This is a genomic window from Pseudomonas sp. Gutcm_11s, assembly GCF_028649395.1.
Lineage (GTDB): Bacteria > Pseudomonadota > Gammaproteobacteria > Pseudomonadales > Pseudomonadaceae > Aquipseudomonas.
In genome coordinates this window covers 429,459-453,016 of the sequence record NZ_JAQSUW010000017.1, presented here as the reverse complement: position 1 = coordinate 453,016, position 23,558 = coordinate 429,459, and the positions used below count along the sequence as shown (strand labels likewise).

Here is a 23,558-nt window from a genome sequence, read left to right as displayed (position 1 = left end):
CCGACCAGGCAGTTAGTCCACCGGCACCGGCTCGGGTTCGCGCGATGGCTCTGAATGGCGCTTTTCCCGGCACCAACGGTGATCACGTGCCGCGGCAGGCCATCTGTTAGTCTCAGCCACTGTCGTAGCGGAGATGAACCATGAGCCAGAACACCCAGTGGATGCAGCGCGACCTCGCCGTGCTGTGGCACCCCTGCACCCAGATGAAAGACCACGAACGCCTGCCGCTGATTCCGATCAGGCGTGGTGATGGCGTCTGGCTCGAGGACTTCGACGGCAAGCGCTACCTCGATGCGGTCAGCTCCTGGTGGGTCAACGTGTTCGGCCATGGCAACCCGCGCATCAACCAGCGCATCAAGGATCAGCTGGAGAGCCTGGAACACGTGATGCTGGCCGGCTTCACCCACGCGCCGGTGGTCGAGCTGTCCGAGCGCCTGGTGCAGATCACCCCGGCCGGGCTGAACAAGGTGTTCTACGCCGACAACGGCTCCTCGGGTATCGAGGTGGCGCTGAAAATGAGCCACCACTACTGGATCAACACCGGTGCGCCTGCGAAGAAGCGCTTCATCACCCTGACCAACAGCTACCACGGCGAGACGGTGGCGGCGATGTCGGTGGGCGACGTGGCGCTGTTCACCGACACCTACAAGGCGCTGCTGCTCGACACGATCAAGGTGCCGAGCCCGGACTGCTACCTGCGTCCCGAGGGCATGGGCTGGGAAGAACACTCGCGCACCATGTTCGCCGCCATGGAGCAGACGCTGGAGCAGCACGCCCACGAAGTGGCGGCAGTCATCGTCGAGCCGCTGATCCAGGGCGCCGGCGGCATGCGCATGTACCACCCGATCTACCTCAAGCTGCTGCGCGAGGCCTGCGACCGCCATGGCGTGCACCTGATCCACGACGAGATCGCTGTCGGCTTCGGCCGCACCGGGACCATGTTCGCCTGTGAGCAAGCCGGCATTACTCCGGACTTCCTGGTGCTATCCAAGGCGCTGACCGGCGGCTACCTGCCGATGGCCGCGGTGCTCACCACGGACGAGGTGTACGGCGCCTTCTACGACGACTACGCGACCCTGCGCGCCTTCCTCCACTCGCACACCTACACCGGCAACCCGCTGGCCTGTGCCGCGGCCCTGGCGACCCTCGACATCTTCCGTGACGACAACGTCATCGAGAACAACCAAGCACTGTCCGCGCGCATGGCCAGCGCCACCGCGCACCTGGCCGACCATCCGCACGTGGCCGAGGTCCGCCAGACCGGCATGGCTCTGGCCATCGAGATGGTCAAGGACAAGCCGAGCAAGACCGCCTACCCCTGGCAGGAACGCCGCGGCCTGGCGGTGTACCAGCACGCGCTGACCCGCGGCGCCCTGCTGCGCCCACTGGGCAGCGTGGTGTACTTCCTGCCGCCCTATGTGATCACGCCCGAACAGATCGACTTCCTCGCCGACGTGGCCAGCGAAGGCATCGATATCGCCACCCGCGAGTCGCTCAGCGTGTCCGTGCAGGCCGATCTGTACCCCAACCATCGCGACCCCGGCTGATCAGCGGGTAAACTGCGCGCCTGTTACTCAGCACGAATACCACCATGCGCCTGTCCCGCTTCTTCATCGACGCCCCGCTCTCCCTTGGCCAGCACGAACTGCCCGAGGCCCAGGCCCATTACATCGGCCGCGTGCTGCGGCATGCGGCTGGCGATGCCGTGCAGCTGTTCGACGGCAGCGGCCAGGAGTTCCTCGGCGAGCTGATCGAGGTGGGCAAGAAGGCAGTACGGGTGGAGTTGCGTGAACAGTTCGCCGGGCAGACCGAGTCGAGCCTGCAGGTGCACCTGGGCCAGGGCCTGTCGCGCGGCGAACGCATGGACTGGGCGATCCAGAAGGCCACCGAACTGGGCGCCAGCGAGATCACCCCGATCGTTTCCGAGCGCTGCGAAGTGCGCCTGAAGGACGAACGCGCCGACAAGCGCCTGGCCCACTGGCGCCAGGTGGCGATCAGCGCCTGCGAGCAGTGCGGCCGCTCGGTGCTGCCGGTCATCCACGCACCACAGCCCCTGGCCGAATGGCAGGCCGGCGTGCAGGCCGAGCTCAAGCTGGTCCTGCACCCGGTGGCGGCACCACTGGAGAGCCACGCCAAGCCGCAGACCCTGGCCTTCCTGATCGGCCCGGAAGGCGGCCTGACCGACGCCGAGGTGGAGCAGGCCAAGGCTGCAGGTTTCCATGCCGCGCGCCTCGGCCCGCGGGTACTGCGTACCGAGACCGCGCCGGTGGTGGCGCTGGCCGTGGCTCAGCAGCTGTGGGGCGATTTCTAGCCGTTACAGACCGCGCAGGGTCAGGCCGGCCAGCGCCAGCAACAGCAGGCCGCAGCCGGCATAGCTGATGCGATGCCAGAGCTGCGAGGTATAGCGCCGCAGCCAGTCCACCAGTGCCGCGCAGATGAAGCACCAGAGCACTGAGGCGAGCATGAAACCGGCGAAGAACACCGCCATCTCCATGTGGCTCGGCGTGCCCTCGACGATGCCCGCCAGCGCACTGCCCAGCGCGCCCCAGAACACGATGTTCTTCGGATTCGACAGCGACAGCAGGGCGCCGGCACCGAAGGCATTGCGTCCCTGCTGACCACCTTCCTCCTGTGCCGGCGGTTGCCAGGCGTCGCGCAGGCCCTGGATACCGAGCCAGGCCAGGTAGGCCGCACAGGCGATGGTCAGCGGCACCCGCACACTGTCCTGGGCAAGCAGCAGAATCAGGCTGGTCAGGCCGATCACCGCCCACACCGCGTCGCCAATCAGCGAGCCGAGCTGCACCAGCAGCGCCGGGCGGAAACCGCCGGTCAGGCCGCGGCGCAGGGTCTCACTGAAAACGGCGCCAGGGGACGCACAGAAGGCCAGGCCGAACAGCATGGCGGCGAAGAAGATGGTCAACATGGGACAGGCTCTCGATCACGAATGCGCGAATTATCGCCGAACGACCGGGTCCCGACTTGAACCGGATTGCTCTGCTCAGCCGCGCACGCAGGCCTGGTAGCGCCCCGGGCTGATGCCATAGGCGGCGCGGAAGTGGCGATTGAGGTGGCTCTGATCGGCGAAGCCCAGGCTATGCGCCACTTCGCCGGCCGGCAGGCCGAGGCGCAGCAGGCCCTGGGCGCGGCGAGTACGCAGCTGCATGGCCCACTGCCGTGGACTCAGCCCGGTGTGTTTCTGGAAGCTGCGCAACAGGTGGAACTTGGAAAGGCCGAGCTCGGCCGCCATCTGCTCCAGGCTGGGCGTGCTCTCGAGGTTGTGCGCCAGCAGCTCCTGCAGCCGCGTCACCATGGCATGGCCCATGCGGCGCTCTGCGGAAAGGCGCACACCGGCACCACTGGCGATGCTGCCGAGCAGCAGGGTCACGCCCTCCTCGCCACGCTCGCGCAGCAAGGGATCATCGCTCAGGCAGGCCTCGACCGCACAGGCCAGCTCATGGGCCAGGGCCGGCGCCTGCTGCAGCGGCCGCTCGAACTGCAACTCGCTGCGCCCCAGGCTGGCGGCCAGCTGTGCGGCCGGCACATAGAGGCTGACGTAACGCCAGGGCTGGCCGTCGGCCGCACCTCCGCCCTGGATTTCGCCGGGATTGTAGGTGGTGATGGCGCCGACACCGGCGCTGAACTGGCGGCCGTCGAGCCAGATGTGCTCGTCGCCGAGCAGGTTGGCGCCGATGACGAATTCGTCGTGGCTGTGTTTCTCGAACTGCTGGCCGGCGACGCAGCTGCTGGCGACTTCCAGATCGCCGAGGCGTGCCAGGCGGACCGAGCTCATGTCAGATCAGGCCGGCGTCCGCCAGCTTCTGCTCCAGACCGATCAGGTCGGGGATCTTCACCACGGCTTCGCCGAGCTGCACGGCGTCCAGCTCCAGCGGGGCCAGCTCGGCGCTGGCGCGTTGCAGGTTGCCGTCGACCTTCATCGAGCGCGGGATGCCCTGCACCAGCAGGGCGACGAACTTGACCTTGTCACGGCCGCCCATGGCGTTGAGCACGGCCACGCGCACACCAGGACCGATCTGCGGCTGGCCGTCGGAGGCTGCCTCGAATGACAGCAGCGGCAGCTGCAGGTCGCGCCAGGCTATCTGGCCGAGGAACCAGGACGGCAGGCCCGGCGTGACATGCGGCGGGCGGTAGGGAATCAGCTCGGCCACCGCCACGTTGGGCAGCAGCAGCGTGCGGTCGGCCAGCGGCACCAGCAGGCCGGTGAGGCTGCTGACGCTGTTCTGGCTGGCAATGGCTTGGCTCATGGCGGCTCCTTGAAAGACTGCTGGCGCCGTTACTGGCACTGTTCGGCCAGGTGATTGACCAGGGCGGAGGCCAGCTCGCGCGGGTCGCCACTGAAGACGCTGTAGCCACCTTCACGCAGGCTGTCAGGCATGCTCGGGCTGGCGCAGCTGTCGGCCTTCTGGGTCCAGATAACGCCACCCTGGCGGCGCACGTAGGCGGCGGCGGCACTGCCGTCGCTACCCATACCGCTGAAGGCGATCACGCCGCAGTTGGCGCCGAACTGCTGGGCCAGGTTGAGCATCATCTGGTCGATGGATGGGCTGTAGGGCTCCGGCCAGCCGCGATCGGCCACCTGCATGGCGCCGTCCTCGCTGAAGCCGAGTTCGTTACCGATAGGCGCCACCACCACTTCGCCGCAACGCACCGCGTCGCCACTGCGCGCCGGGTTGACGTGCCACTGGCTGTGGCGGCCGACGGCCTGGGGCAGCGCGGACTCGAAGGCGGCATCGATGTGCTGGGCATAGATGAAGCCGATCGGCAGGCCACCGGGCAGGGCGTCGAGGAACTCCTTGACCGCCGCCGGGCCACCGAGGGAAGCGGCCAGCAGCCATACCTGGCGGGCCGGTTCGCCAGCCACCAGGGGAGTTTCTGCCAGAGAGGCCGGCAGCTCCAGGCGACTGGGTCGCTGCGCCTCGGCCAACAGGGCTTCCAGGCTCGGGCCGACGGCCTGAGCCGGGTCGCCGACCAGGCGCTTGAGCTTGCCGAACAGGCGGCGCTCCCAACGCGGGTAGTTCTCCGAGTGGCGCTCGGGGGCATGGCCCTCGCCGAACAGCACCGGGGCGCTGGCCTTCTCCAGCAGGTTGTCGACCAGCGGGGAGTCTTCCGACTGCGCCAGGTCCACCAGCCACAGGTCGGTCTCGCAGTCAGCCAGGGCCGCCTCGTCGAGGCGCGCCGGGTCGCTGTTGAGCACCACCTGGTAGCCGCTGCCGGACAGGGCTTGCTGCAGCACATGGCGCTGCAGCGAGGTGTCGGCGATGACCGCGATACGAGCAGCTGTTCTGTCAGTCATTGGCCTTGTCCTTGACCAGCTTCAGGATGTTTTCCAGCAGATCCGACTCCTGGTACGGCTTGCCCAGGTACTCGTTGACGCCGATGGTCATGGCCCGCTCGCGGTGCTTCTCGCCGGTCCGCGAGGTGATCATGATGATCGGCAGGTCCTTCAGGCGCGAGTCGTGGCGCACCAGGGTGGCCACTTCGAAACCGTCCATGCGCGGCATCTCGATGTCGAGCAGCATGATGTCCGGCTTGTGCTCCTGCAGCTGGGCGATGGCATCGACCCCGTCCTTGGCAGTCAGCACGTTCATGCCGTTACGCTCGAGCAGGCGGCTGGTGACCTTGCGCACGGTGACCGAGTCGTCCACCACCATGACCAGGGTCGGCCGCGCGCTGTCGACTTCCGCCGCCACCGGTGCCTGGCTGGCCAGGCGTGGGGCCTGGACCTGACCGAGCAGGTGGGCATGGCGCACACGGATGGTCGCCAGCAGGTCGAGAATCACCACCACGCGACCGTCACCGAGGATGGTCGCACCGGAGATGCCATGCACGCCGGCGAACTGCGGGCCGAGGCTCTTCACCACGATCTCGCGGGAGCCCGCCAGGGCGTCCACCTGCACCGCCACGGCGTGCTCGCTGGAACGCACCAGGATCACCGGCAGCGGCAGGCTCTGGCCGACCAGCTTGGGTTGCTGGCCGTTGTTCAGCAGGTCGCCCAGGTACTTCAGTTCGTAAGCCTGGCCGGCGTATTCGAAGCGCGGCGCGTCCGGACCGTAGTAGGCCTCCAGCTCGTACGGCGAGACCCGCACGATACCTTCGATGGTGTTCAGCGGGATGGCGTAGAAGTCCTCTCCGGACATCACCATCAGCGCGCGGTTGACCGACACGGTGAACGGCAGGCGGATCAGGAAGCGGGTGCCCTCGCCGACCGTCGACTCGATGCTCATGGAGCCGCCGAGCTGCTTCACCTCGGAGTGCACCACGTCCATGCCGACGCCGCGGCCGGAAATCTGGGTGACTTTCTCGGCGGTGGAGAAGCCGGCCTCGAGGATGAACTGCAGGATCTCGTGATCCGACAGGTCACTGCCCTCGTCCATCAGCCCGCGTTCGAGGGCCTTGCGCTTGACCGCGTCGAGGCGGATGCCGCCACCGTCGTCGGCCAGCACCAGGAGGATGTCGCCACCCTCGCGGCCCAGGGTCAGGCGGATATTGCCGACCTCGGACTTGCCGGCGGCACGCCGCTTGTCGGCGGACTCGATGCCGTGGTCGACGGCGTTACGCAGCATGTGTTCCAGCGGAGCGACGATGCGCTCCAGCACGGTACGGTCCATCTCGCCTTCGGCGTTGCCGACATGGAACTCGACCTGCTTGCCCAGCTCGCCGGCCACCTGGCGGACGATACGGCGCAGGCGCGGCACCAGGCGGTCGAACGGCACCATGCGGGTGCGCATCAGGCCTTCCTGCAGCTCGGTGTTGACCCGTGCCTGCTGCAGCAGCAGGGTCTCGGCGTCGCGGTTCTTCGCCGCCAGGGTCTCCTTCAGGTCGAGCAAGTCGGAGGCGGACTCGAACAATGCACGCGACAGCTGCTGCAGGTGCGAGTGACGGTCCATCTCCAGCGGGTCGAAGTCTTCGTAGCCGGCGCGCTCGGCCTCGGCCTGGTAGCGGCTGAGGATCTGTGCCTGGGTCTCGGTGTCGAGACGGCGCAGCTGGTCGCGTACCCGCTCGATGGTGGCTTCCATCTCGCCGAGGGTGAAGCCGACGTCGCTCACCTGCTGCTCGACGCGACCACGGAAGATCGAGGTCTCACCGGCCAGGTTGACCAGGCCCTCGAGCAGTTCGGCAGGTACCTTGACCAGTTCCTGCGGCGCGCGCTGGGCAGCGGCGCGGGCGGCGGCCTCGGCGGCACGTTCGACGAAGGGCAGTACCTTGTTCTGCTGTTGCTCCTGCGGCAGGCTGCTGGCGGCGACGATCGGCGTGGCCAGGGCCACAGGCGCCGGAGCGGCCTCGACCGGCGACGGCTCGTCGTGCGGAACGGCCTGGGCCTCGACCACCTGGCTGTCGTCCAGGCGCTTGCGCAGCTGGTCGAGCTCGCCCTGCAGGCCTTCGAAACCGGACTGCACGTCGAGGAACAGGCTTTCCGGCCAGGGCGCGCCTTGCTGCTGGGCCTCGGTCAGATGTTGTTCGAAGTCGTGGCTGAGATCGCCCAGGCGCTTCTGCCCGGCCAGACGCGCACCACCCTTGAGGGTGTGCAGGATGCGCAGCAGCTCGTCGATGGGGCTGCCATTGCTGCGATCGGCTTCCCAGCGCCCGATGGCGGCCTCCATGGCCTCCAGCAGTTCATCCGCTTCTTCGAGGAAGATATCGAGGATGTCGTCGGCTTCGGCGCCAAGCTCTTCTTCCACCACCGGCTGCAGGTGCACGCTGGTGGGCACGCTCAGCTGCGCGTCGGGGTTGGCGCGGAAGCGCTTGATGGTTTCGATCAGGGCCAGACCATCGGGGATCGCACGGTTACCGCGCACCGCCTCGAGCATCTCGGAGAGACGGTCGTGACAGGCCTGCAGCACGCCGAACAGATCGCCATTGGCCTTCAGACGGCCGTCGCCGACGCCCTCGTAGAGGAATTCCAGTTCGTGGGCCAGATCGCCGATCTCGCGAATCTCGGCCATGCGCGCACCACCCTTGAGGGTGTGCAGGTCGCGCTGCAGGGCCTCGACCTCGAGGGTGTTGTCGACATCGGTCATCCAGCGCTGCAAGGCAGCGGAGGCGCTGTCCATGATGTCGAAGCCTTCCTCGAGGAAGATCTCCACCAGCTCGGGGTCGCGGTCGATCACCGGCTCCGGCGAGGCGGCGACAGGGGCCGGAGCAACAGGTTCGGGCACGGGCTCGAACTCAAGCTCGAGCTCGACAGCGGCAGAGCTCTCTTCAGACGCCGGCAGATCCTCGGCGCCCAGGGCGGGCAGGGACTCGTCCAGATGCCATTCCTGTGCGCTCAGCTCGGGCATCGTCTCCGGCAGTTCTTCGCTCGCTGGCTCGCTTGCTTCGATGTGCAGTTCAGACAGTTCGTCCGGCTGCGGCGCGACGAAATCCACCTCGGACAGTTCGTTCAGGTCGATTTCCGCCGACTCGACCTGCTCTTCAGCTACGGTCGGTTCCGGAACAGCGGCAGGCTGCGCCTCCTCCGTCTCGGCACCCAGCGCCGGCAGGGAGTCATCCAGATGCCACTCGTCGGAGCTCAGCGCCGGCATTGCCTCCGGCAGCTCCTCGGCCACGGGCTCGAGAATCTCGATATTCAGTTCGGGCAGTTCGTCCGGCTGCGGGGCGACGAAGTCCACCTCGGCCAGTTCGCCCAGGTCGATCTCCATCGACTCGTCCGGTTGCGGAGCGGCATCGAGTTGAATCGACTCGACTTCGTCGCTTGCCAGTACGCTCGGCGCGGCTAGCGTGCCGCCCTGGCGAAAGGAGCGGATCGCTTCGATCAGTTCCGACGAGTCGAGCAGCGGCTGGTTACGCTGCAACTGCTCCAGCACCACGGCCAGGCGATCGTGGCTCTGCTGCAGCAGGCTGGCCAGCAATGGCGAGTAGCTGAAGCGGCGATCCACCAGGCCTTCGTAGAGGGATTCCAGTTCGTGCGCGAGATCACCGATGGCGCGGATCTCGGCCATGCGCGCACCGCCCTTGAGCGTGTGCAGGTCGCGCTGCAGGGAGGACAACGCCATGGTGCTGTCGGGGTCGGACAGCCAGCGGTCGAGGGCCTGGCCAGCACTGTCGAGGATATCGACGGCCTCTTCCAGGAAGATCTCGACCATCTCGGCATCGAGGTTCTCCGGCATGCTGGTCAGCGGTGCGACCGGCTCCGGTTCGATAGCAGCAATCGGCTCTTCGTCGGCGACCAGGATCGGCTCGGCATCGAACTCGAGCAGCGGCTCGCTTTCTACCGGCAACTCATCCAGTTCGACGACTTCGAGGCCGGCGTTGTTGGCGGTATCCAGCAGGGCCAGGGTCGCCGGGTTCAACGCCTGATCCAACAGATTGCGCAGCGCGGCCACGCGCTCGGGTTGCGGGCTGACCTGCAAGGCTGCGGCGACCTGGTCCATCTGGCCGATCAGCGCCTCGTGGGCAGCCTCGGCCTCGGCGAAGAAGTCCTCGCTCACCGCCAGGCGACCATCCAGCACGGCCTGATAAAGGGCCAACAGGGCCTGACACAGCTCATCGATCTGCGGCAGCTCGGCCATCTCGGCACCGCGACCGAGGGTAGTCAGCTCCTCGAACAGGGCTGAAAGCTCCTGTTGCTCGCTGGGATGCTCGCGCCACTTGCGCAGTAGGTCCTCGGCATCCAGCAGGATGTCCATGCCCTCGGCAAGGAAGATCGAGATCAGCTGCGGGTCGCGGTGATCCTGCTGCTCCAGGCGCGCACTCTCGGCGGCGCCCAGGCGATCCTGGTGCAGCTTCTGGACCCGCTCGAGGAACTCCGCGGCGCCCGGGATCGGCGCCAGCGGGTGGCTCTCCAGCTGTTCCAGGCCGGCGCGGAACAGGTGCTCGGCATCGCGCAGCAACTCGGCCTCGGCCAGGTCCATGGCGATCAGGTTGGTCTTGAACTCCTTGACCAGTTTCTCCAGCGGCGTGGCGATCTCGGCGATCGGCAGGATGCCGGCCATGTGCGCACTGCCCTTGAGGGTATGCAGGGCGCGCTGCAGGTCATCGGTCACCGGTTGCGGCAGTTCCTGGGCACAGTCGGCGAGGAAGCCGACCAGGGTATCCAGATGCGTCTCCGCCTCGTTGCGGAAGATCTCCAGCAGCAGCGGGTCGAGCCCCTCGTCCTCGGCGGAAACGCCGAAAGTCGGGGTCTCTGGCGCTTCCAGTTCGACTTCGTCGATCAGCATCTCGGCGGCTGGCGCCGGCTCGGGCTCGCTCGGCGACTCGGCGACGACGGCGAAGCTCGGTACCTGACCACGGGCCAGGGCGTGGGCAGTGGCGGCCAGACGGTCAACGTCGTCGCGCTGGCGCTGAGCCTTGGCGGCGAACTCGTCGACCAGCGCCGGCATCAGCTCGACCACGTCGACGATCACCTGCTGCACCGGCTGATCCGGCTGGATACTGCGATCCAGCACGCGGTTGAGCATGTTCTCGATGGACCAGCCCAGCTCACCGATGATCAGGGCGCGGACCATGCGACCACTACCCTTGAGAGTGTGGAAGGCGCGCCGCACTTCGGTCAGCGCGTCCTTGTTGTCGGTGTCCGCACGCCATTGCGGCAGGTACTCGTTGATGGTTTCGAGAACCTCGCCGACTTCCTCGATGAAGACTTCCAGCAGCTCCTCGTCCACCGGTTCTTCGTCGGCGGGCGGCGGCAGCAGGCTCGGCGGCACATCCTGAGCTGGCGGGTTGATCGCCTGCACCGGGGCGGCCATCACCTCGGCCATGGTCATCGGCTTGGCAGCGGCCGACTGAGCCGGTTCGGGCTCGAGCGGAGCACTCGGCAGCTCGACTTCCGGCAGCTCCAGGTCGGCGATTTCCAGCTCGTCCCAGTTGGTCGCCGCGCTGTCGAGGCTGAGCTCATCGGCGTCCAGCGACAGCTTGGTCAGCTCCTCGCCTAGCGCCGGCAGCTCGTCGCTGCTCAGAGGCTCGCCATCGCCAGGAGCGGCAATAAAGGAGCTATCGAGCGTGAGCTCTTCTAGCTCGCCGGACAGTGGTTGCAGATCGTCCAGGGTGTTCAGCTCGAGCGGAGCATCCAGGCTCAGGCCGATGCTGACGGGCTCTTCCGCAGCAACCTCACCCAGGCTCCAGCTGTCGTCGGAAACCAGCATCTCGCTGGGCTCTTCAGCCTGCAGTTCGGCGAACTCGGCGCTCAGCTCGTCACCGGCATCATCGAGAGACAAGGCCGGCAGCTCTTCCAGCTCAAGCGCTGGCTCTTCGGCCAGCGGTTCGAAGGCCACTTCCTCGGCGGTCAGCACTTCGATGTCCTGCAGCGGGTCGGCCAGCGGCGCCGGGGCTTCCTCGCGCGGCTCGATGCGATCAAGGATCGACGGCTTTTCCTTGAGCGGGTAACCCAGGCTTTCCAGGCTCTCCTCGGCAACGTCGAGGATCAGGTCGCCCTGGGTCGCATGGTCTTCGGCCAGACGCTCGAGGTAGTACTCGACGCTGGTGATGGCGTCAGCCAGGGTGTCCAGGTTCTGCCAGTTGGGCACGGCCTTGCGCACCAGCAACTGTTCTTCGATATAGCGGGTGCAGGCCTTCAGCAGCTCAGCGGCACGCGCCAGCGGAATCATGGCCAGGCCGCCACGGACCTGGGTCAACAGCTCCGGTACGCGGGCCAGGTGCTCGTGGTTCCACTGCGAGGCGATGAACTCGATGATCGCGTCCTTGGCCTGTTCCAGCCCGGTACGCGCCTCCTTGATCACCAGCTGGTGGATCTGCGCCACGTCGGTGGTCGGCAGGTGGCTCTGTTCGTTCTGCGCATCGTCGCCAGGGCCGACCATGCCGGCCAGGGTGGCCTCGACATAGAGCAGCGCGCCGGCCACGTCCATCAGCACCGCGTCGTTCGGTTCGCGCTGGCCGAGGGACAGGGAATGCACCACGTCAATCTGGTCGAGGATCACCTTGCGCGGCTGGCCGAAGCCGAGCACGGCCAGGGTATCGGCGATTTGCTTGAGCGGCGCCAGCAGGGAATCCAGCTCGGCGACCTGCTTGCGGTCGCTGCGCACGAACAGGTCGAGGCTGTCCTTGACCCGCACCAGCTCCTCGCACAGGGCTCCGACCACCGAACGCATGGCGTCGCGGTCAGGACCGGCCAGGCGCGCGCGCTCCTCGTCGACCACGCCACTGTCGGGCAGCGCGTCGTCGAGGCGGTATTGATCCTTCAGGCTGCGAATGCGCGGCGACTGGGCCGGCGCCTTGGCCACGTAGAACAGCAGGTTCTTGGTCAGCTCGTCCGGGGCGCCCTGGTTGATGCCGTCGGCGCCCTGCTCGACCAGGCGCTTGAGCTCCTTGTCGACCTGACGCAGCAAGGTACGCACCGAGGCGCTGTTGATCACGCTGCCATTGGCTAGGCCTTCGACCATGCCGGAGGCGATCTGCCACAGCGGGCCAAGCGGAGCCTCCTTGCACAGGGTTTCCAGGCGCGCGAAAACGCGAGCCATGTAGCCCAGGTTGGTGGCCAGGTCCTGGCTCCGAATAACGCCGACCAGGGACATCTGCAGCATCTGCCGCAGCTTGCGCAGCAGCACGGGCAGTTCGGCGGTGCGCAGTTTTTCCAGGGAGTCGATGGACAGCGCCGGCAGGCGGCCGGACAGGTCCGGAGAGAACAGGCTGGTTTCCGACAGCAGGTTCTCGCCACGCGCGGCGCGCAGGTCGTTGAGCAGCGGCAGCACGACCATCGGCAGGTCGCGGCGGGCACTCTGGATGCGGTCGAGGTAGGCCGGCAGCTGCAGGATCGCCTGCATCAGCACTTCCAGGGCTTCGGCCTGGTTGCCCACGCGGCCATCCAGTAGGGCCTGGGTCAGCTGCTCCATTTCCTCGGCGAGCAGAGCCGCGCCGTAGAATTCGACCATCTGCAGGGTGCCCTGCACCTGGTGCACGTAGGTCTGGCAGAAACGCATGCGCGTGGCGTCCTGGGGGTTCTCGACGAACGCCTCCAGGGCCTGGCGGGCCTGCTTCAGGGTCTCCGCGATCTCGCCTTTGACCCACTCCAGGGCGACATAGTCGTGCCGATCACCCATACCTGCTCCAGTCATTCTTGTCTTAGCCCTTGCGGGTGAAAGCCAGGACCCGTTCGTCAGCCACCGGCACCAGGTCCGGATGCTGCCAACCGACTACTTCACCAACCCCGACCACCAGCATCCCCCCCGGCGCCAGGCGCTCGGCCAGACGGTTGAGGATTTCGCGGCGGCGCCAGCGGCGGAAATAGATCAGCAGGTTCTGGCAAAAGATTACGTCCATGCCGGATTGCGGCGCCTTGGCCAGCTCCAGCACATTCAACCGGGCGACGCAGACACGCGCCGCCAGGTCAGGCACCACTTGGTAACGACCATCGACCTGGGCGAGGAAGTAGCGCTCGCACAGGTCACTGTCCATCTGTTCCAGCTTGCGCGCGCCGTATGCCGCTTCGCGCGCCTTGTTCAACACGTTCAGACTGATGTCGGTACCGGTCACGCCGAACTGCCGCGGACTATCCAGCTCGCGCAACACTTCGGCGGCGCAGATCGCCATCGAGTAAGGCTCCTCGCCGCTGGAGCAACCGACGCTCCACAGGGCCAGGGGGTTTTGCTGTTCATCCGTGGCCAGACGGCCGCGCAGGTAGCTCTCCAGTACATCGAAGGACGGGCGGTGACGGAAGAAGCGGGTCTCCTGCACGGTGAGGCGGTCCAGCAGGGTCGACCACTCCACCGCGCCGCGCGGGCCATCGGTGACCTGGCGGAAATAGCTGGCGTAGTCGTCGACACCGACCTCGCGCATGCGCGCGGTCAGGTTGGTCTGCAGGAAGGCCCGGCGCTGCTCGTTGATTACCACGCCGGTACGCTCTTCCAGCAGGGCCTGCCAGTCGCGGAACTCCGTCTGCGACATATCGGCCATGGGCTTCAGGGCCCAGACGCCGCTTGGCTGCATGCCGTGCCCCTCGCTCATGGCCGAGTGCCCCGGGCAGCGACCCTCGCGGGCCGCTGCACCTCCCTAGATCAGGCCTGGCCGTCCGGCAGGGTGAAGCCGGATACCGAACGACGCATCTCACTGGCCATCTTGGCCAGGTTACCAATGCTCTTGGCGGTAGCGGTGGTACCTGCGGAGGTCTGCGAGGTGATCTCCTGAATCACGTTCATGGTGTTGGAGATGTGGCCAGCGGACGAAGCCTGCTGACGGGCGGCGTTGGAGATGTTCTGGATGAGGGCCGCGAGGGTCTTGGATACCTTCTCGATCTCTTCCAGGGCCACACCGGCGTCCTGCGCCAGGCGGGCACCGCGCACTACTTCGGAAGTGGTCTGCTCCATGGAGATAACCGCTTCGTTGGTGTCGGTCTGAATCGTCTTAACCAGCGCCTCGATCTGCTTGGTTGCAGCAGAGGAACGTTCTGCGAGGCGTTGTACCTCGTCCGCTACCACGGCGAAGCCTCGACCCGCGTCACCGGCCATGGAGGCCTGGATCGCGGCGTTCAGTGCGAGGATGTTGGTCTGGTCGGCAATGTCGTTAATCAGGCTAACGATGTCACCGATCTCCTGGGACGATTCACCGAGGCGTTTGATCCGCTTCGAGGTGTCCTGGATCTGCTCACGGATGTTATCCATGCCGGTGATGGTGTTGTGCACCACCTCGTTACCCTTGTTGGCGATGGCTACGGAACGTTCCGCTACCGCGGAGGATTCCGCGGCGTTCGCCGATACCTGGTCAATCGACACGGCCATTTCGTTGATCGCCGCGGATGCACCGGCGATTTCCTGGGCCTGGTGCTCGGAAGCCTCGGCCAGGTGCATTGCAGTGGCCTGGGTTTCCTGGGCGGCGGCGGCCACCTGTACGGCGGTCGAGTTGATCGTCGCTACCAGGTCGCGCAGCTGGTCGATGGAGTAGTTGATGGAGTCCGCGATCGCACCGGTGAAGTCCTCGGTTACGGTCGCGGCCACGGTCAGGTCACCGTCCGCGAGGTCGGCGATTTCGTCGAGCAGTCGCAGAATTGCCGCCTGGTTACGTTCGTTCTTCTCGGCGGTAGAGGCCAGTCGGCGGTTGGTCTCACGCACCATCACCAGACCGATGAGGATGATCGCGGCCAGGGCCAGGGCGCCCAGCACGTAACCAGCCAGGGTGTTGAACACACGACCGTCGGCCAGGTCTTCGAAGTTGCCGGCCAGACCGGAGGTCTTGTCCAGCAGGGTCTGCGAACCGGTGAAGATGGTGTTGGCGGATTCACGAACCTGGAACAGTTCCGGCGAGGTCTCGAGGATCTCGTCCACGGAACCGGATACGAACTGGAACAGCTCGGAAATCTCGGCCAGACGCTCCAGGGCATCCGGATCGGTCACCTTGGAGATTTCCATGGCGGTGTTGCCTTCGATCATCGCCTTGAGTACGCGACCGAACAGGCTGGCATCACGACCGAACATGTCGGCGGCCTGTACCGAGTCGTCGTCACCGGCCAGCACCTTGTTCACCGAGCCGAGGATACGTTCGGCGAGCAGCGACTGACGCTGGGCAACCGAGACCTGGGCAGCCGGCGCACCGCTCTGCAGCAGGATGTCGACCACCTCTTCGTACTCGACCTGCAGCTGCGGGATGGTTTCGGCGAGGGTCGCCGCTACCTGGTGCAGCGACAGTACGGTCTGTTCGCTCTGCAGGATGGCGTCGGCGTTCTGCCGCAGCACGTCCCAGTCCTTCTGCACTTCGTCCATCTGCGGCTTCACCGACTCCGGCGCGGACGGCAGGCCGGTGGCCTCGTTACCGGTGGTCAGGAAACCCCAGCGCTCTTCGAAGTCACGACGCGCTTCCTTGAGCAGCGGGAAGGCTTCGGCCTTACCGGTCGCCGCTTCGGTGGCGTTCTTCGCAATACGCTGGGACAGCACGCGCAGTTCGCCTGCGTGGCTGATGTATTCCTTGTCGTAGTTGGACTGGGTGTTGAGGTAGGCGAAGTTGGCGAACAGCAACACGATGGAAATGATCAGGACTATGAAGAGTCCGGCGATCAGCGTGTTACTGCGCACACCTGCCAAGAGATTGCCTGCATCGAGTTTTTTCATTATTTGGCCCCCGCCTGGACCGACCGCACAACTATTTCCATGTAACGCCAAAGGGCCGGCAAATGCCGACCCAACCGAAAATTCTTATACCGCCACGTCGAGGAAACCCTGATGCAGCGCCAACGCGTGCGGGCTGAACACCAACCAAGGCCGCTCGCGCTGGAAAACCCCATGAATGAAGGGCGATATGGCCGCTTCGAGTGGAGGCAATTGCTCCGAAAAGGTATCTACCGGGAAATGCTGCATGCCGAACACCTCATCGACCGTAAGGCCGGCGAAGACTTCGTTGTGATCTACCACCAGCACTCGCCGCTGCTTGCGCAAAGGCGACAGGTCGCTACCGAAGAAACCGCACAGGTCCATAACCGGCAGCAACCGGCCACGCACGTTGGCCACGCCCTTCACCCAGTTCTTCACGCCTGGCAGCAGCGTGTGCCGCGGTTCGTGCAGCACTTCGCCGACTTCACCCATGGGCGCCACGAAGTAGCGCTCACCCATGCGAAAGCCAATGCCACTCCAGGTCTGTACCGTCTGCTGTTGCGACGGCAGACCAGCTGCCAGCGCACGACAGCGTTGGTCGAGGTCAACGAGAAGCTGGAAGGGGGATTGCGCGTCCGACATGCCGGCCTTGGCCTTTTCTTCTTATGGGGCTACGGACTGGCGCGGCTTCAGCCGGCCAGCACCGAATTGAGGGTCTTCATCAGCGTGTCTTCATCGACCGGCTTGGTCAGGTAGTCACGCGCGCCCTGGCGCTTGCCCCAGACCTTGTCGGTTTCCTGATCCTTGGTGGTGACGATGATCACCGGGATGTGGCTGGTTTCGGCGTCCTTGGTCAGTTGACGGGTCGCCTGGAAGCCGTTGAGACCGGGCATGACGATATCCATCAGCACGGCATCAGGCTTTTCCTGGCGGGCCAGAGCCACGCCATCGGCGCCATTCTCCGCCTTGAGTACCTGATGACCATGCTTCTCGAGCATGGCAGTCAGCTTGTACATCTCGGTCGGCGAGTCATCAACAATCAGAATACGAGCCATGAAGTTCCCCATTCGGAATAGGCATCGCCGGCTTGTGGCCGGCTAAATCAGGAGGCTTGCTCCACCGGGACGAATTCGGGCACATGCGTCTTGATAGCGCCGAGCAGTTCTTCCTTGCTGAAAGGCTTGGTCAGGTACTGGTCGGAACCGACGATGCGCCCCTTGGCCTTATCGAACAAACCGTCCTTGGAGGACAGCATGATCACCGGGGTGGATTTGAAAGCACTGTTGTTTTTGATCAGGGCGCAGGTCTGATAACCATCGAGGCGGGGCATCATGATGTCGACAAAGATGATGCTCGGATGCGTATCGGCAATCTTGGCCAGGGCGTCGAAGCCGTCTACCGCGGTGATGACCTCGCAACCCACCTTCTTCAGCAGAGTCTCGGCGGTGCGACGAATCGTCTTCGAATCGTCGATCACCATGACCTTCAAACCCTCGGAATGCTGTTCCATGTCTGCCCTACCATCGCCTCGGTGAGTCATTGTTTTATCTATTCAGCACAGTGTGGCTAAGGCCCTAACACTGACGGGCTGCGACCCGATCGTCCGGACTTTTTAGCACACTCTCCTGACGCAATCTATAAGCCCCTAATACACGGGGTTTTTCTTGACCAGCGACGCCTTGCAGCGCCACCCTTGCTTATCCTTTTCGGCCATCCTGCAGCAGGTTTCACCCCATGAGCATTCGCCTGGGGATCGTCATGGATCCCATCGCCCAGATCAACTTCAAGAAGGACAGCTCGCTGGCCATGCTTCTCGCCGCCCAGGCTCGTGGCTGGACACTGTTCTATATGGAACAGCGAGATCTCTATCAGAATGCCGGCCAGGTCCGCGCCCGCATGACCCCGCTGCAGGTATTCAACGACCCGCAGCGCTGGTTCGAACTGGGCCAGGAACAGGATTCACCCCTGGCGGACCTGGACGTGATCCTGATGCGCAAGGACCCGCCCTTCGACAACGAGTTCGTCTACTCCACTTACTTACTGGAGCAGGCCGAGCGCGATGGCGTGCTGGTGGTGAACCGCCCGCAGAGCCTGCGCGACTGCAACGAGAAGCTGTTCGCCACCCAGTTCCCCCATTGCATGCCGCCCACACTGGTCAGCCGCAGACCCGACATTCTGCGCGAGTTCGCAGAAGCACAGCGTGACATCATTCTCAAACCCCTGGATGGCATGGGCGGTTCCTCGATCTTCCGCCACCGCGCCGGCGACCCCAACCTCTCGGTGATACTCGAGACACTGACCGCCCACGGCACCCAACAGATCATGGCGCAAGGCTACCTGCCGGGCATCAAGGACGGCGACAAGCGCATCCTGATGATCGACGGCGAGCCGGTGCCCTACTGCCTGGCACGCATCCCGGCCCAGGGCGAGACGCGTGGCAACCTGGCCGCCGGCGGCCGTGGCGAAGCCCGCCCACTGACCGAGCGCGACCGCTGGATCGCCGCCGAAGTCGGCCCGGTACTGCGCGAAAAGGGCCTGCTGTTCGTCGGCCTGGACGTGATCGGCGAGCACCTCACCGAGATCAACGTGACCAGCCCGACCTGCATCCGCGAGATCGACAAGGCCTACGACACCCGCATCGGCGAGCGCCTGATGGACGCCATCGAGGGCAAGCTTGCCGCGCGCAAAGCTTGATCCAGGTGGCAGCTTGGCGCTTGCGGCTTGCAGCCTGACGACCCGAGCCGGCAGACTGCGCGGCAATTCGTAACCCGCGCAAGCAGATGAACGCAGCCTTGAAACCGCCGCCCGAACTGACCAGCTCAGGCATCCGCCCCGCGGATCGCCTGGGCTTCACCCTGTTCGTCGCCACCCTGCTGCACCTGGCCCTGATCCTCGGCGTCAGCTTCTCCCTGGCCGAGCCCGGGCAGATCAGCAAGACCCTGGAAATCACCCTGTCCACCTTCAAGAGCCAGGAGAAGCCCAAGGAGGCCGACTTCCTCGCCCAGGACAACCAACAGGGCAGCGGCACCCTGGAGCACAAGGCGGCGCCCAAGACCACCGAGCAGGCGCCGTTCCAGGACAGCAAGGTCAACAAGGTCACCCCGGCCGCCGCACCGCAGCCGACCCAGCGCAAGGAAGCCGCGGTCGCCAAGACCTCCCTGACGACCACCAAGCAGCAACAGCAGAAAGCCGCGACCAAACAGAAGGAAGAGGAGCCGCAGCCGGATGCCCAGCAGGCGCCGGTGTTCGACAGCACCCAGCTGTCCGCCGAGATCGCCAGCCTGGAGGCCGAACTGGCCCAGGAACAGCAACTCTACGCCAAGCGCCCGAAGATCCACCGCCTCAACGCCGCCTCGACCATGCGTGACAAGGGCGCCTGGTACAAGGACGAGTGGCGCAAGAAGGTCGAGCGGGTCGGCAACCTGAACTACCCAGAAGAAGCGCGGCGCCAGCGCATCTACGGCAGCCTGCGCCTGCTGGTGTCGATCAACCGCGACGGCACGCTGTATGAAGTGCAGGTGCTGGAGCCATCCGGCCAGCCAACCCTGGACCAGGCCGCCCTGCGCATCGTGCGTCTGGCTGCGCCCTTCGCCCCCTTCACCGGCGACCTGGCCGACATCGACCGCCTGGAAATCATCCGCACCTGGCGCTTCGAGCGCGGCGACCGCCTGTCCAGCAACTGATCGGCGCTGCGGCATTTCCGCCCGGCGCTTGAAGCCGGCGCCATCAGGGTCGAAACTAGCGACCATGAAAACCGCCGTCAGCTACCTCAAGCATCACTTCCTGATCGCCATGCCGCACATGGCCGATCCCAACTTCGCGCAGACCGTCACCTATCTGGTGGAACACAACGAACAGGGCGCCATGGGCCTGGTGATCAACCGCCCCAATGGCCTCAACCTGGCCGACGTGCTGGAGCAGCTGCGCCCCGACGAGGCACCGTCCGTCCTCTGCCAGAGCCTGCCGATCTTCGCCGGCGGCCCGGTACAGACCGATCGCGGCTTCGTCCTGCATCCGAGCGGACAGAGCTTCCAGGCCACCCTGGAGCTGGGCGAGCTGGCCCTGTCCACCTCCCAGGACGTGCTGTTCGCCATCGCCGAGGGCAACGGCCCGGCCAAGCACCTGATCACCCTCGGCTACGCCGGTTGGGAAGCGGGCCAGTTGGAGACCGAACTGGCCGACAACGCCTGGCTGACCTGCCCGGCAGACGCCGCCATCCTCTTCGACACCCCCGCCGAGCAGCGCCTGTCGGCCGCCGCCGCGCGCCTGGGCATCAACCTCAGCCTGCTCACCGCCCAGGCGGGCCACGCATGAGCGCAGCGCCGCGTCTATTGCTGGGCTTCGACTACGGCACCAAGCAGATCGGCGTCGCCGTCGGCCAGGCCATCACCGGCCAAGCCCGCGAGCTCTGCGTACTGAAGGCACAGAACGGCGTGCCGGACTGGCAGAAGGTAGAGGCGCTGATCAAGGAATGGCAGCCGGACGCCATCGTCGTCGGCCTGCCGCTGAACATGGACGGCACCCGCAGCGAGATGAGCGAGCGTGCGGAAAAGTTCGCCCGCCGCCTCAACGGCCGCTTCAACCTGCCGGTGCATACCCACGACGAACGCCTGACCACCTTCGAAGCCAAGGGCCAGCGCCTGGCCCAGGGCCAGCGCGGCGGCTACCGCGAGCGCCCGGTCGACGCCCTGGCCGCCGCCCTGCTGCTGGAAGGCTGGCTGGAACACCATCTTCACGACTGATTGCGAGGAACGCCCATGTCGCTGCCCGATCCCCAACAACTGCTGCCGCGCATGGCCAGCGAGCTCAAAGCCCTGCTGGCGCGCCGCGGCGTCGAGCAGGTGCACTTCATCGGCATCCGCACCGGCGGCGTCTGGGTCGCCGAGGCGCTGCTGCGCGAGCTCGGCCTGGAGCAGCCGCTGGGCACCCTGGACGTGTCGTTCTACCGCGACGACTTCACCCGCAGCGGCCTGCACCCGCAGGTCAAGCCGTCCGAACTGCCGTTCGAGGTCGAAGACCAGCACCTGGTGCTGATCGACGACGTGCTGATGAGCGGCCGCACCATCCGCGCCGCCCTCAATGAACTGTTCGACTACGGCCGCCCGGCCAGCGTGACCCTGGTCAGCCTGCTCGACCTGGACGCCCGCGAGCTGCCGATCCATGCCGACGTGCTCGGCGCTACCCTCGCCCTGGCACCCGAGCAACGGGTAAAATTGTCCGGCCCCGCGCCGCTCACCCTCGAGCTGCAAAGCCTCTCCGCCTAGGACCACCCCATGCCCATCGACGCCAAGCGCTCGCTGCAGCTCAACGACCAGGGCCAGCTGCGCCACTTCCTCTCGCTCGACGGCCTGCCGCGCGAGCTGCTGACGGAAATCCTCGACACCGCCGACTCCTTCCTCGAAGTCGGCGCCCGTGCGGTGAAGAAGGTCCCGCTGCTGCGCGGCAAGACCGTGTGCAACGTGTTCTTCGAGAACTCCACGCGCACCCGCACCACCTTCGAGCTGGCGGCCCAGCGCCTGTCGGCCGACGTGATCAGCCTCAACGTGTCGACCAGCTCGACCAGCAAGGGCGAGACCCTGTTCGACACCCTGCGCAACCTCGAAGCCATGGCCGCCGACATCTTCGTCGTGCGCCATGCCGACTCCGGCGCCGCGCACTTCATCGCCGAACACGTGTGCCCGAATCTGGCGATCATCAACGGTGGCGATGGCCGCCACGCGCACCCGACCCAGGGCATGCTCGACATGCTGACCATCCGCCGGCACAAGGGCAGCTTCGAGAACCTATCGGTAGCGATCGTCGGCGATATCCTGCATTCGCGGGTGGCGCGCTCGAACATGCTGGCGCTGAAGACCTTGGGCTGTCCGGACATCCGCGTGATCGGGCCGAAGACCCTGCTGCCGGTGGGCATTGAGCAGTACGGCGTGAACGTCTATAGCGACCTCGCCGAAGGCCTCAAGGACGTCGACGTGGTGATCATGCTGCGCCTGCAGCGCGAGCGCATGCAGGGCGGCCTGCTGCCCAGCGAGGGCGAGTTCTACAAGCTCTATGGCCTGACCGAGCAGCGCCTCAAGCTGGCCAAGCCGGACGCCCTGGTGATGCACCCGGGTCCGATCAACCGCGGCGTGGAGATCGAATCGGCGGTGGCCGACGGCCCGCAGTCGGTCATCCTCAACCAGGTCACCTACGGCATCGCCATCCGCATGGCCGTGCTGTCGATGGCCATGAGCGGCCAGGCCGCCCAGCGTCAACTGAATGCCGAGGAGCACAACTGATGCGCATGCGAATCCTCGGAGCCCGGGTGATCGACCCGGCCAGCGGCCTGGATCAGGTCCGCGACCTCTATCTGGACGGCGGCAAGCTCGCCGCCTTCGACCAGGCGCCGGCCGGCTTCGTCGCCGACCAGGAACTGGACGCCCGCGGCCTGATCGCCAGTCCAGGTCTGGTCGACCTGTCCGTTGCCCTGCGCGAGCCGGGCTACAGCCGCAAGGGCAACATCGCCAGCGAGACCCTGGCCGCTGCTGCCGGCGGTGTCACCAGCCTGTGCTGCCCGCCGCTGACCAAGCCGGTACTGGACACCCCGGCCGTGGCCGAGCTGATCCTCGACCGCGCCCAGGAGGCCGGCCACACCAAGGTGTTCCCGATAGGCGCGCTGACCAAGGGTCTGGCCGGCGAGCAGCTGGCCGAGCTGGTTGCGCTGCGCGATGCCGGCTGCGTGGCCTTCGCCAACGGCCTGGCACCGATGGCCAACAACCGCACCCTGCGCCGCGCGCTGGAATACGCCGCCACCTTCGACCTGACCGTGGTGTTCCACGCCCAGGACACTGACCTGGCCGAAGGCGGCCTGGCCCACGAAGGTGCCACCGCCAGCTTCCTCGGCCTGGCCGGGATTCCCGAGACGGCGGAGACCGTAGCCTTGGCCCGCGACCTGCTGCTGGTCGAGCAGAGCGGCGTGCGCGCCCACTTCAGCCAGATCACCAGCGCCCGCGGCGCCGAGATGATCGCCGCCGCCCAGGCCCGCGGCCTGCCGGTGACCGCCGACGTGGCGATGTACCAGCTGATCCTCACCGACGAAGCCCTGCTGGGCTTCTCCAGCCTGTACCACGTGCAACCACCACTGCGCACCGCCTTCGACCGCGACGGACTGCGCCAGGCGGTGAAGAGCGGCGTGATCGGCAGCATCGCCAGCCACCACCAGCCGCATGAGGCCGATGCCAAGCTGGCACCGTTCGGCGCCACCGAACCGGGCATCAGCAGCGCCGAGCTGTTGCTGCCACTGGCCCTGACCCTGGTGCAGGACGACCTGCTCGACTTGCCGACCCTGCTCGCCCGCCTCACCAGCGGCCCGGCCAAGGCCCTGCGCCTGCCCGCCGGCCGCCTGGCCGTGGGCGCTCCGGCCGACCTGCTGCTGTTCGATGCCGAAGGCCAGACCCTGGCCGGCGAGACCTGGCGCTCGAAGGGCGGCAACTGCCCGTTCATCGGTCACTGCCTGCCGGGCCAGGTGCGCTACACCCTGGTCGACGGTCGCATCAGCTACCAGAGCTGAAGCACCGCGCCATGAAAAAGCCCGCC

Annotated in this window: 19 protein-coding genes; 9 read left to right on the top strand and 10 right to left on the bottom strand. The window is 66.2% G+C overall.

Annotated elements, in window-relative coordinates:
* Nucleotides 1–140: 140 nt before the first annotated feature.
* Together PTT45_RS20570 and PTT45_RS20565 are read left to right on the top strand one after the other, a co-directional pair.
* Entirely contained in the window at nucleotides 141–1,547 is a 1,407-nt protein-coding gene (locus PTT45_RS20570; RefSeq protein ID WP_273815845.1) for an adenosylmethionine--8-amino-7-oxononanoate transaminase, read from the top strand.
* Nucleotides 1,548–1,591: 44 nt separating this feature from the next.
* Nucleotides 1,592–2,311 (top strand): 16S rRNA (uracil(1498)-N(3))-methyltransferase, encoded by a 720-nt coding sequence (locus PTT45_RS20565; RefSeq protein WP_273815844.1) that lies wholly within the window; start codon nucleotides 1,592–1,594, stop codon nucleotides 2,309–2,311.
* Between the two features lie 3 nt (nucleotides 2,312–2,314).
* Here PTT45_RS20565 and PTT45_RS20560 read toward each other — a convergent pair whose 3' ends face one another.
* The 10 genes from PTT45_RS20560 to pilG form a co-directional block, all read right to left on the bottom strand.
* On the bottom strand, nucleotides 2,315–2,923 hold the full coding sequence (locus tag PTT45_RS20560) for a LysE family translocator (protein WP_273815842.1): 609 nt from the start codon (nucleotides 2,921–2,923) through the stop codon (nucleotides 2,315–2,317).
* Nucleotides 2,924–2,998: 75 nt separating this feature from the next.
* The gene (locus tag PTT45_RS20555) at nucleotides 2,999–3,790 is read right to left on the bottom strand and encodes an AraC family transcriptional regulator (protein ID WP_273815841.1); all 792 of its coding nucleotides are present in this window, start codon (nucleotides 3,788–3,790) and stop codon (nucleotides 2,999–3,001) included.
* 1 nt (nucleotide 3,791) lies between these two features.
* Complete coding sequence (locus tag PTT45_RS20550) at nucleotides 3,792–4,262, bottom strand: chemotaxis protein CheW (protein WP_273815840.1); 471 nt, start codon at nucleotides 4,260–4,262, stop codon at nucleotides 3,792–3,794.
* 29 nt (nucleotides 4,263–4,291) lie between these two features.
* Complete coding sequence (locus PTT45_RS20545) at nucleotides 4,292–5,311, bottom strand: chemotaxis protein CheB (protein WP_273815839.1); 1,020 nt, start codon at nucleotides 5,309–5,311, stop codon at nucleotides 4,292–4,294.
* The gene (locus tag PTT45_RS20540) at nucleotides 5,304–13,010 is read right to left on the bottom strand and encodes an Hpt domain-containing protein (RefSeq protein WP_273815838.1); all 7,707 of its coding nucleotides are present in this window, start codon (nucleotides 13,008–13,010) and stop codon (nucleotides 5,304–5,306) included. The genes PTT45_RS20545 and PTT45_RS20540 overlap by 8 nt, the downstream gene beginning before the upstream one ends.
* A 22-nt stretch (nucleotides 13,011–13,032) precedes the next feature.
* The gene (locus PTT45_RS20535) at nucleotides 13,033–13,896 is read right to left on the bottom strand and encodes a CheR family methyltransferase (RefSeq protein ID WP_273816044.1); all 864 of its coding nucleotides are present in this window, start codon (nucleotides 13,894–13,896) and stop codon (nucleotides 13,033–13,035) included.
* Nucleotides 13,897–13,964: 68 nt separating this feature from the next.
* A complete protein-coding gene (locus tag PTT45_RS20530) occupies nucleotides 13,965–16,007 on the bottom strand; it encodes a methyl-accepting chemotaxis protein (protein WP_273815837.1) in 2,043 nt (680 codons plus the stop codon).
* 84 nt (nucleotides 16,008–16,091) lie between these two features.
* Nucleotides 16,092–16,628, bottom strand: a complete 537-nt coding sequence (locus PTT45_RS20525) for a chemotaxis protein CheW (protein ID WP_273815836.1) — start codon at nucleotides 16,626–16,628, stop codon at nucleotides 16,092–16,094.
* A 47-nt stretch (nucleotides 16,629–16,675) separates the two neighbouring features.
* Nucleotides 16,676–17,041: a twitching motility response regulator PilH gene (gene pilH, locus PTT45_RS20520; protein ID WP_043310983.1), complete on the bottom strand. Its 366-nt coding sequence runs from the start codon at nucleotides 17,039–17,041 to the stop codon at nucleotides 16,676–16,678.
* Nucleotides 17,042–17,088: 47 nt separating this feature from the next.
* Nucleotides 17,089–17,496, bottom strand: coding sequence for a twitching motility response regulator PilG (gene pilG, locus PTT45_RS20515; RefSeq protein WP_043310982.1), 408 nt, complete (start codon nucleotides 17,494–17,496; stop codon nucleotides 17,089–17,091).
* 224 nt (nucleotides 17,497–17,720) lie between these two features.
* Between pilG and gshB the strand changes: the two genes are divergently transcribed.
* From gshB to PTT45_RS20480, 7 genes are all read left to right on the top strand, one after another.
* Complete coding sequence (gene gshB, locus PTT45_RS20510) at nucleotides 17,721–18,680, top strand: glutathione synthase (RefSeq protein ID WP_273815835.1); 960 nt, start codon at nucleotides 17,721–17,723, stop codon at nucleotides 18,678–18,680.
* Between the two features lie 86 nt (nucleotides 18,681–18,766).
* Nucleotides 18,767–19,669, top strand: coding sequence for an energy transducer TonB (locus PTT45_RS20505; protein ID WP_273815833.1), 903 nt, complete (start codon nucleotides 18,767–18,769; stop codon nucleotides 19,667–19,669).
* 64 nt (nucleotides 19,670–19,733) lie between these two features.
* Nucleotides 19,734–20,300 carry a YqgE/AlgH family protein gene (locus PTT45_RS20500; protein ID WP_273815832.1) on the top strand — a complete coding sequence of 189 codons (567 nt, stop codon included), beginning with the start codon at nucleotides 19,734–19,736 and terminating at the stop codon, nucleotides 20,298–20,300.
* Nucleotides 20,297–20,728, top strand: coding sequence for a Holliday junction resolvase RuvX (ruvX, locus tag PTT45_RS20495; protein WP_273815831.1), 432 nt, complete (start codon nucleotides 20,297–20,299; stop codon nucleotides 20,726–20,728). The genes PTT45_RS20500 and ruvX overlap by 4 nt, the downstream gene beginning before the upstream one ends.
* Before the next feature lie 15 nt (nucleotides 20,729–20,743).
* Nucleotides 20,744–21,250: a bifunctional pyr operon transcriptional regulator/uracil phosphoribosyltransferase PyrR gene (gene pyrR / locus PTT45_RS20490; RefSeq protein ID WP_273815830.1), complete on the top strand. Its 507-nt coding sequence runs from the start codon at nucleotides 20,744–20,746 to the stop codon at nucleotides 21,248–21,250.
* A gap of 9 nt (nucleotides 21,251–21,259) precedes the next feature.
* Nucleotides 21,260–22,261 (top strand): aspartate carbamoyltransferase catalytic subunit, encoded by a 1,002-nt coding sequence (locus PTT45_RS20485; RefSeq protein WP_273815829.1) that lies wholly within the window; start codon nucleotides 21,260–21,262, stop codon nucleotides 22,259–22,261.
* A complete protein-coding gene (locus tag PTT45_RS20480) occupies nucleotides 22,261–23,532 on the top strand; it encodes a dihydroorotase (RefSeq protein ID WP_273815828.1) in 1,272 nt (423 codons plus the stop codon). Before PTT45_RS20485 ends, PTT45_RS20480 begins: the two co-directional genes overlap by 1 nt.
* The last annotated feature ends 26 nt before the right edge of the window (nucleotides 23,533–23,558 follow it).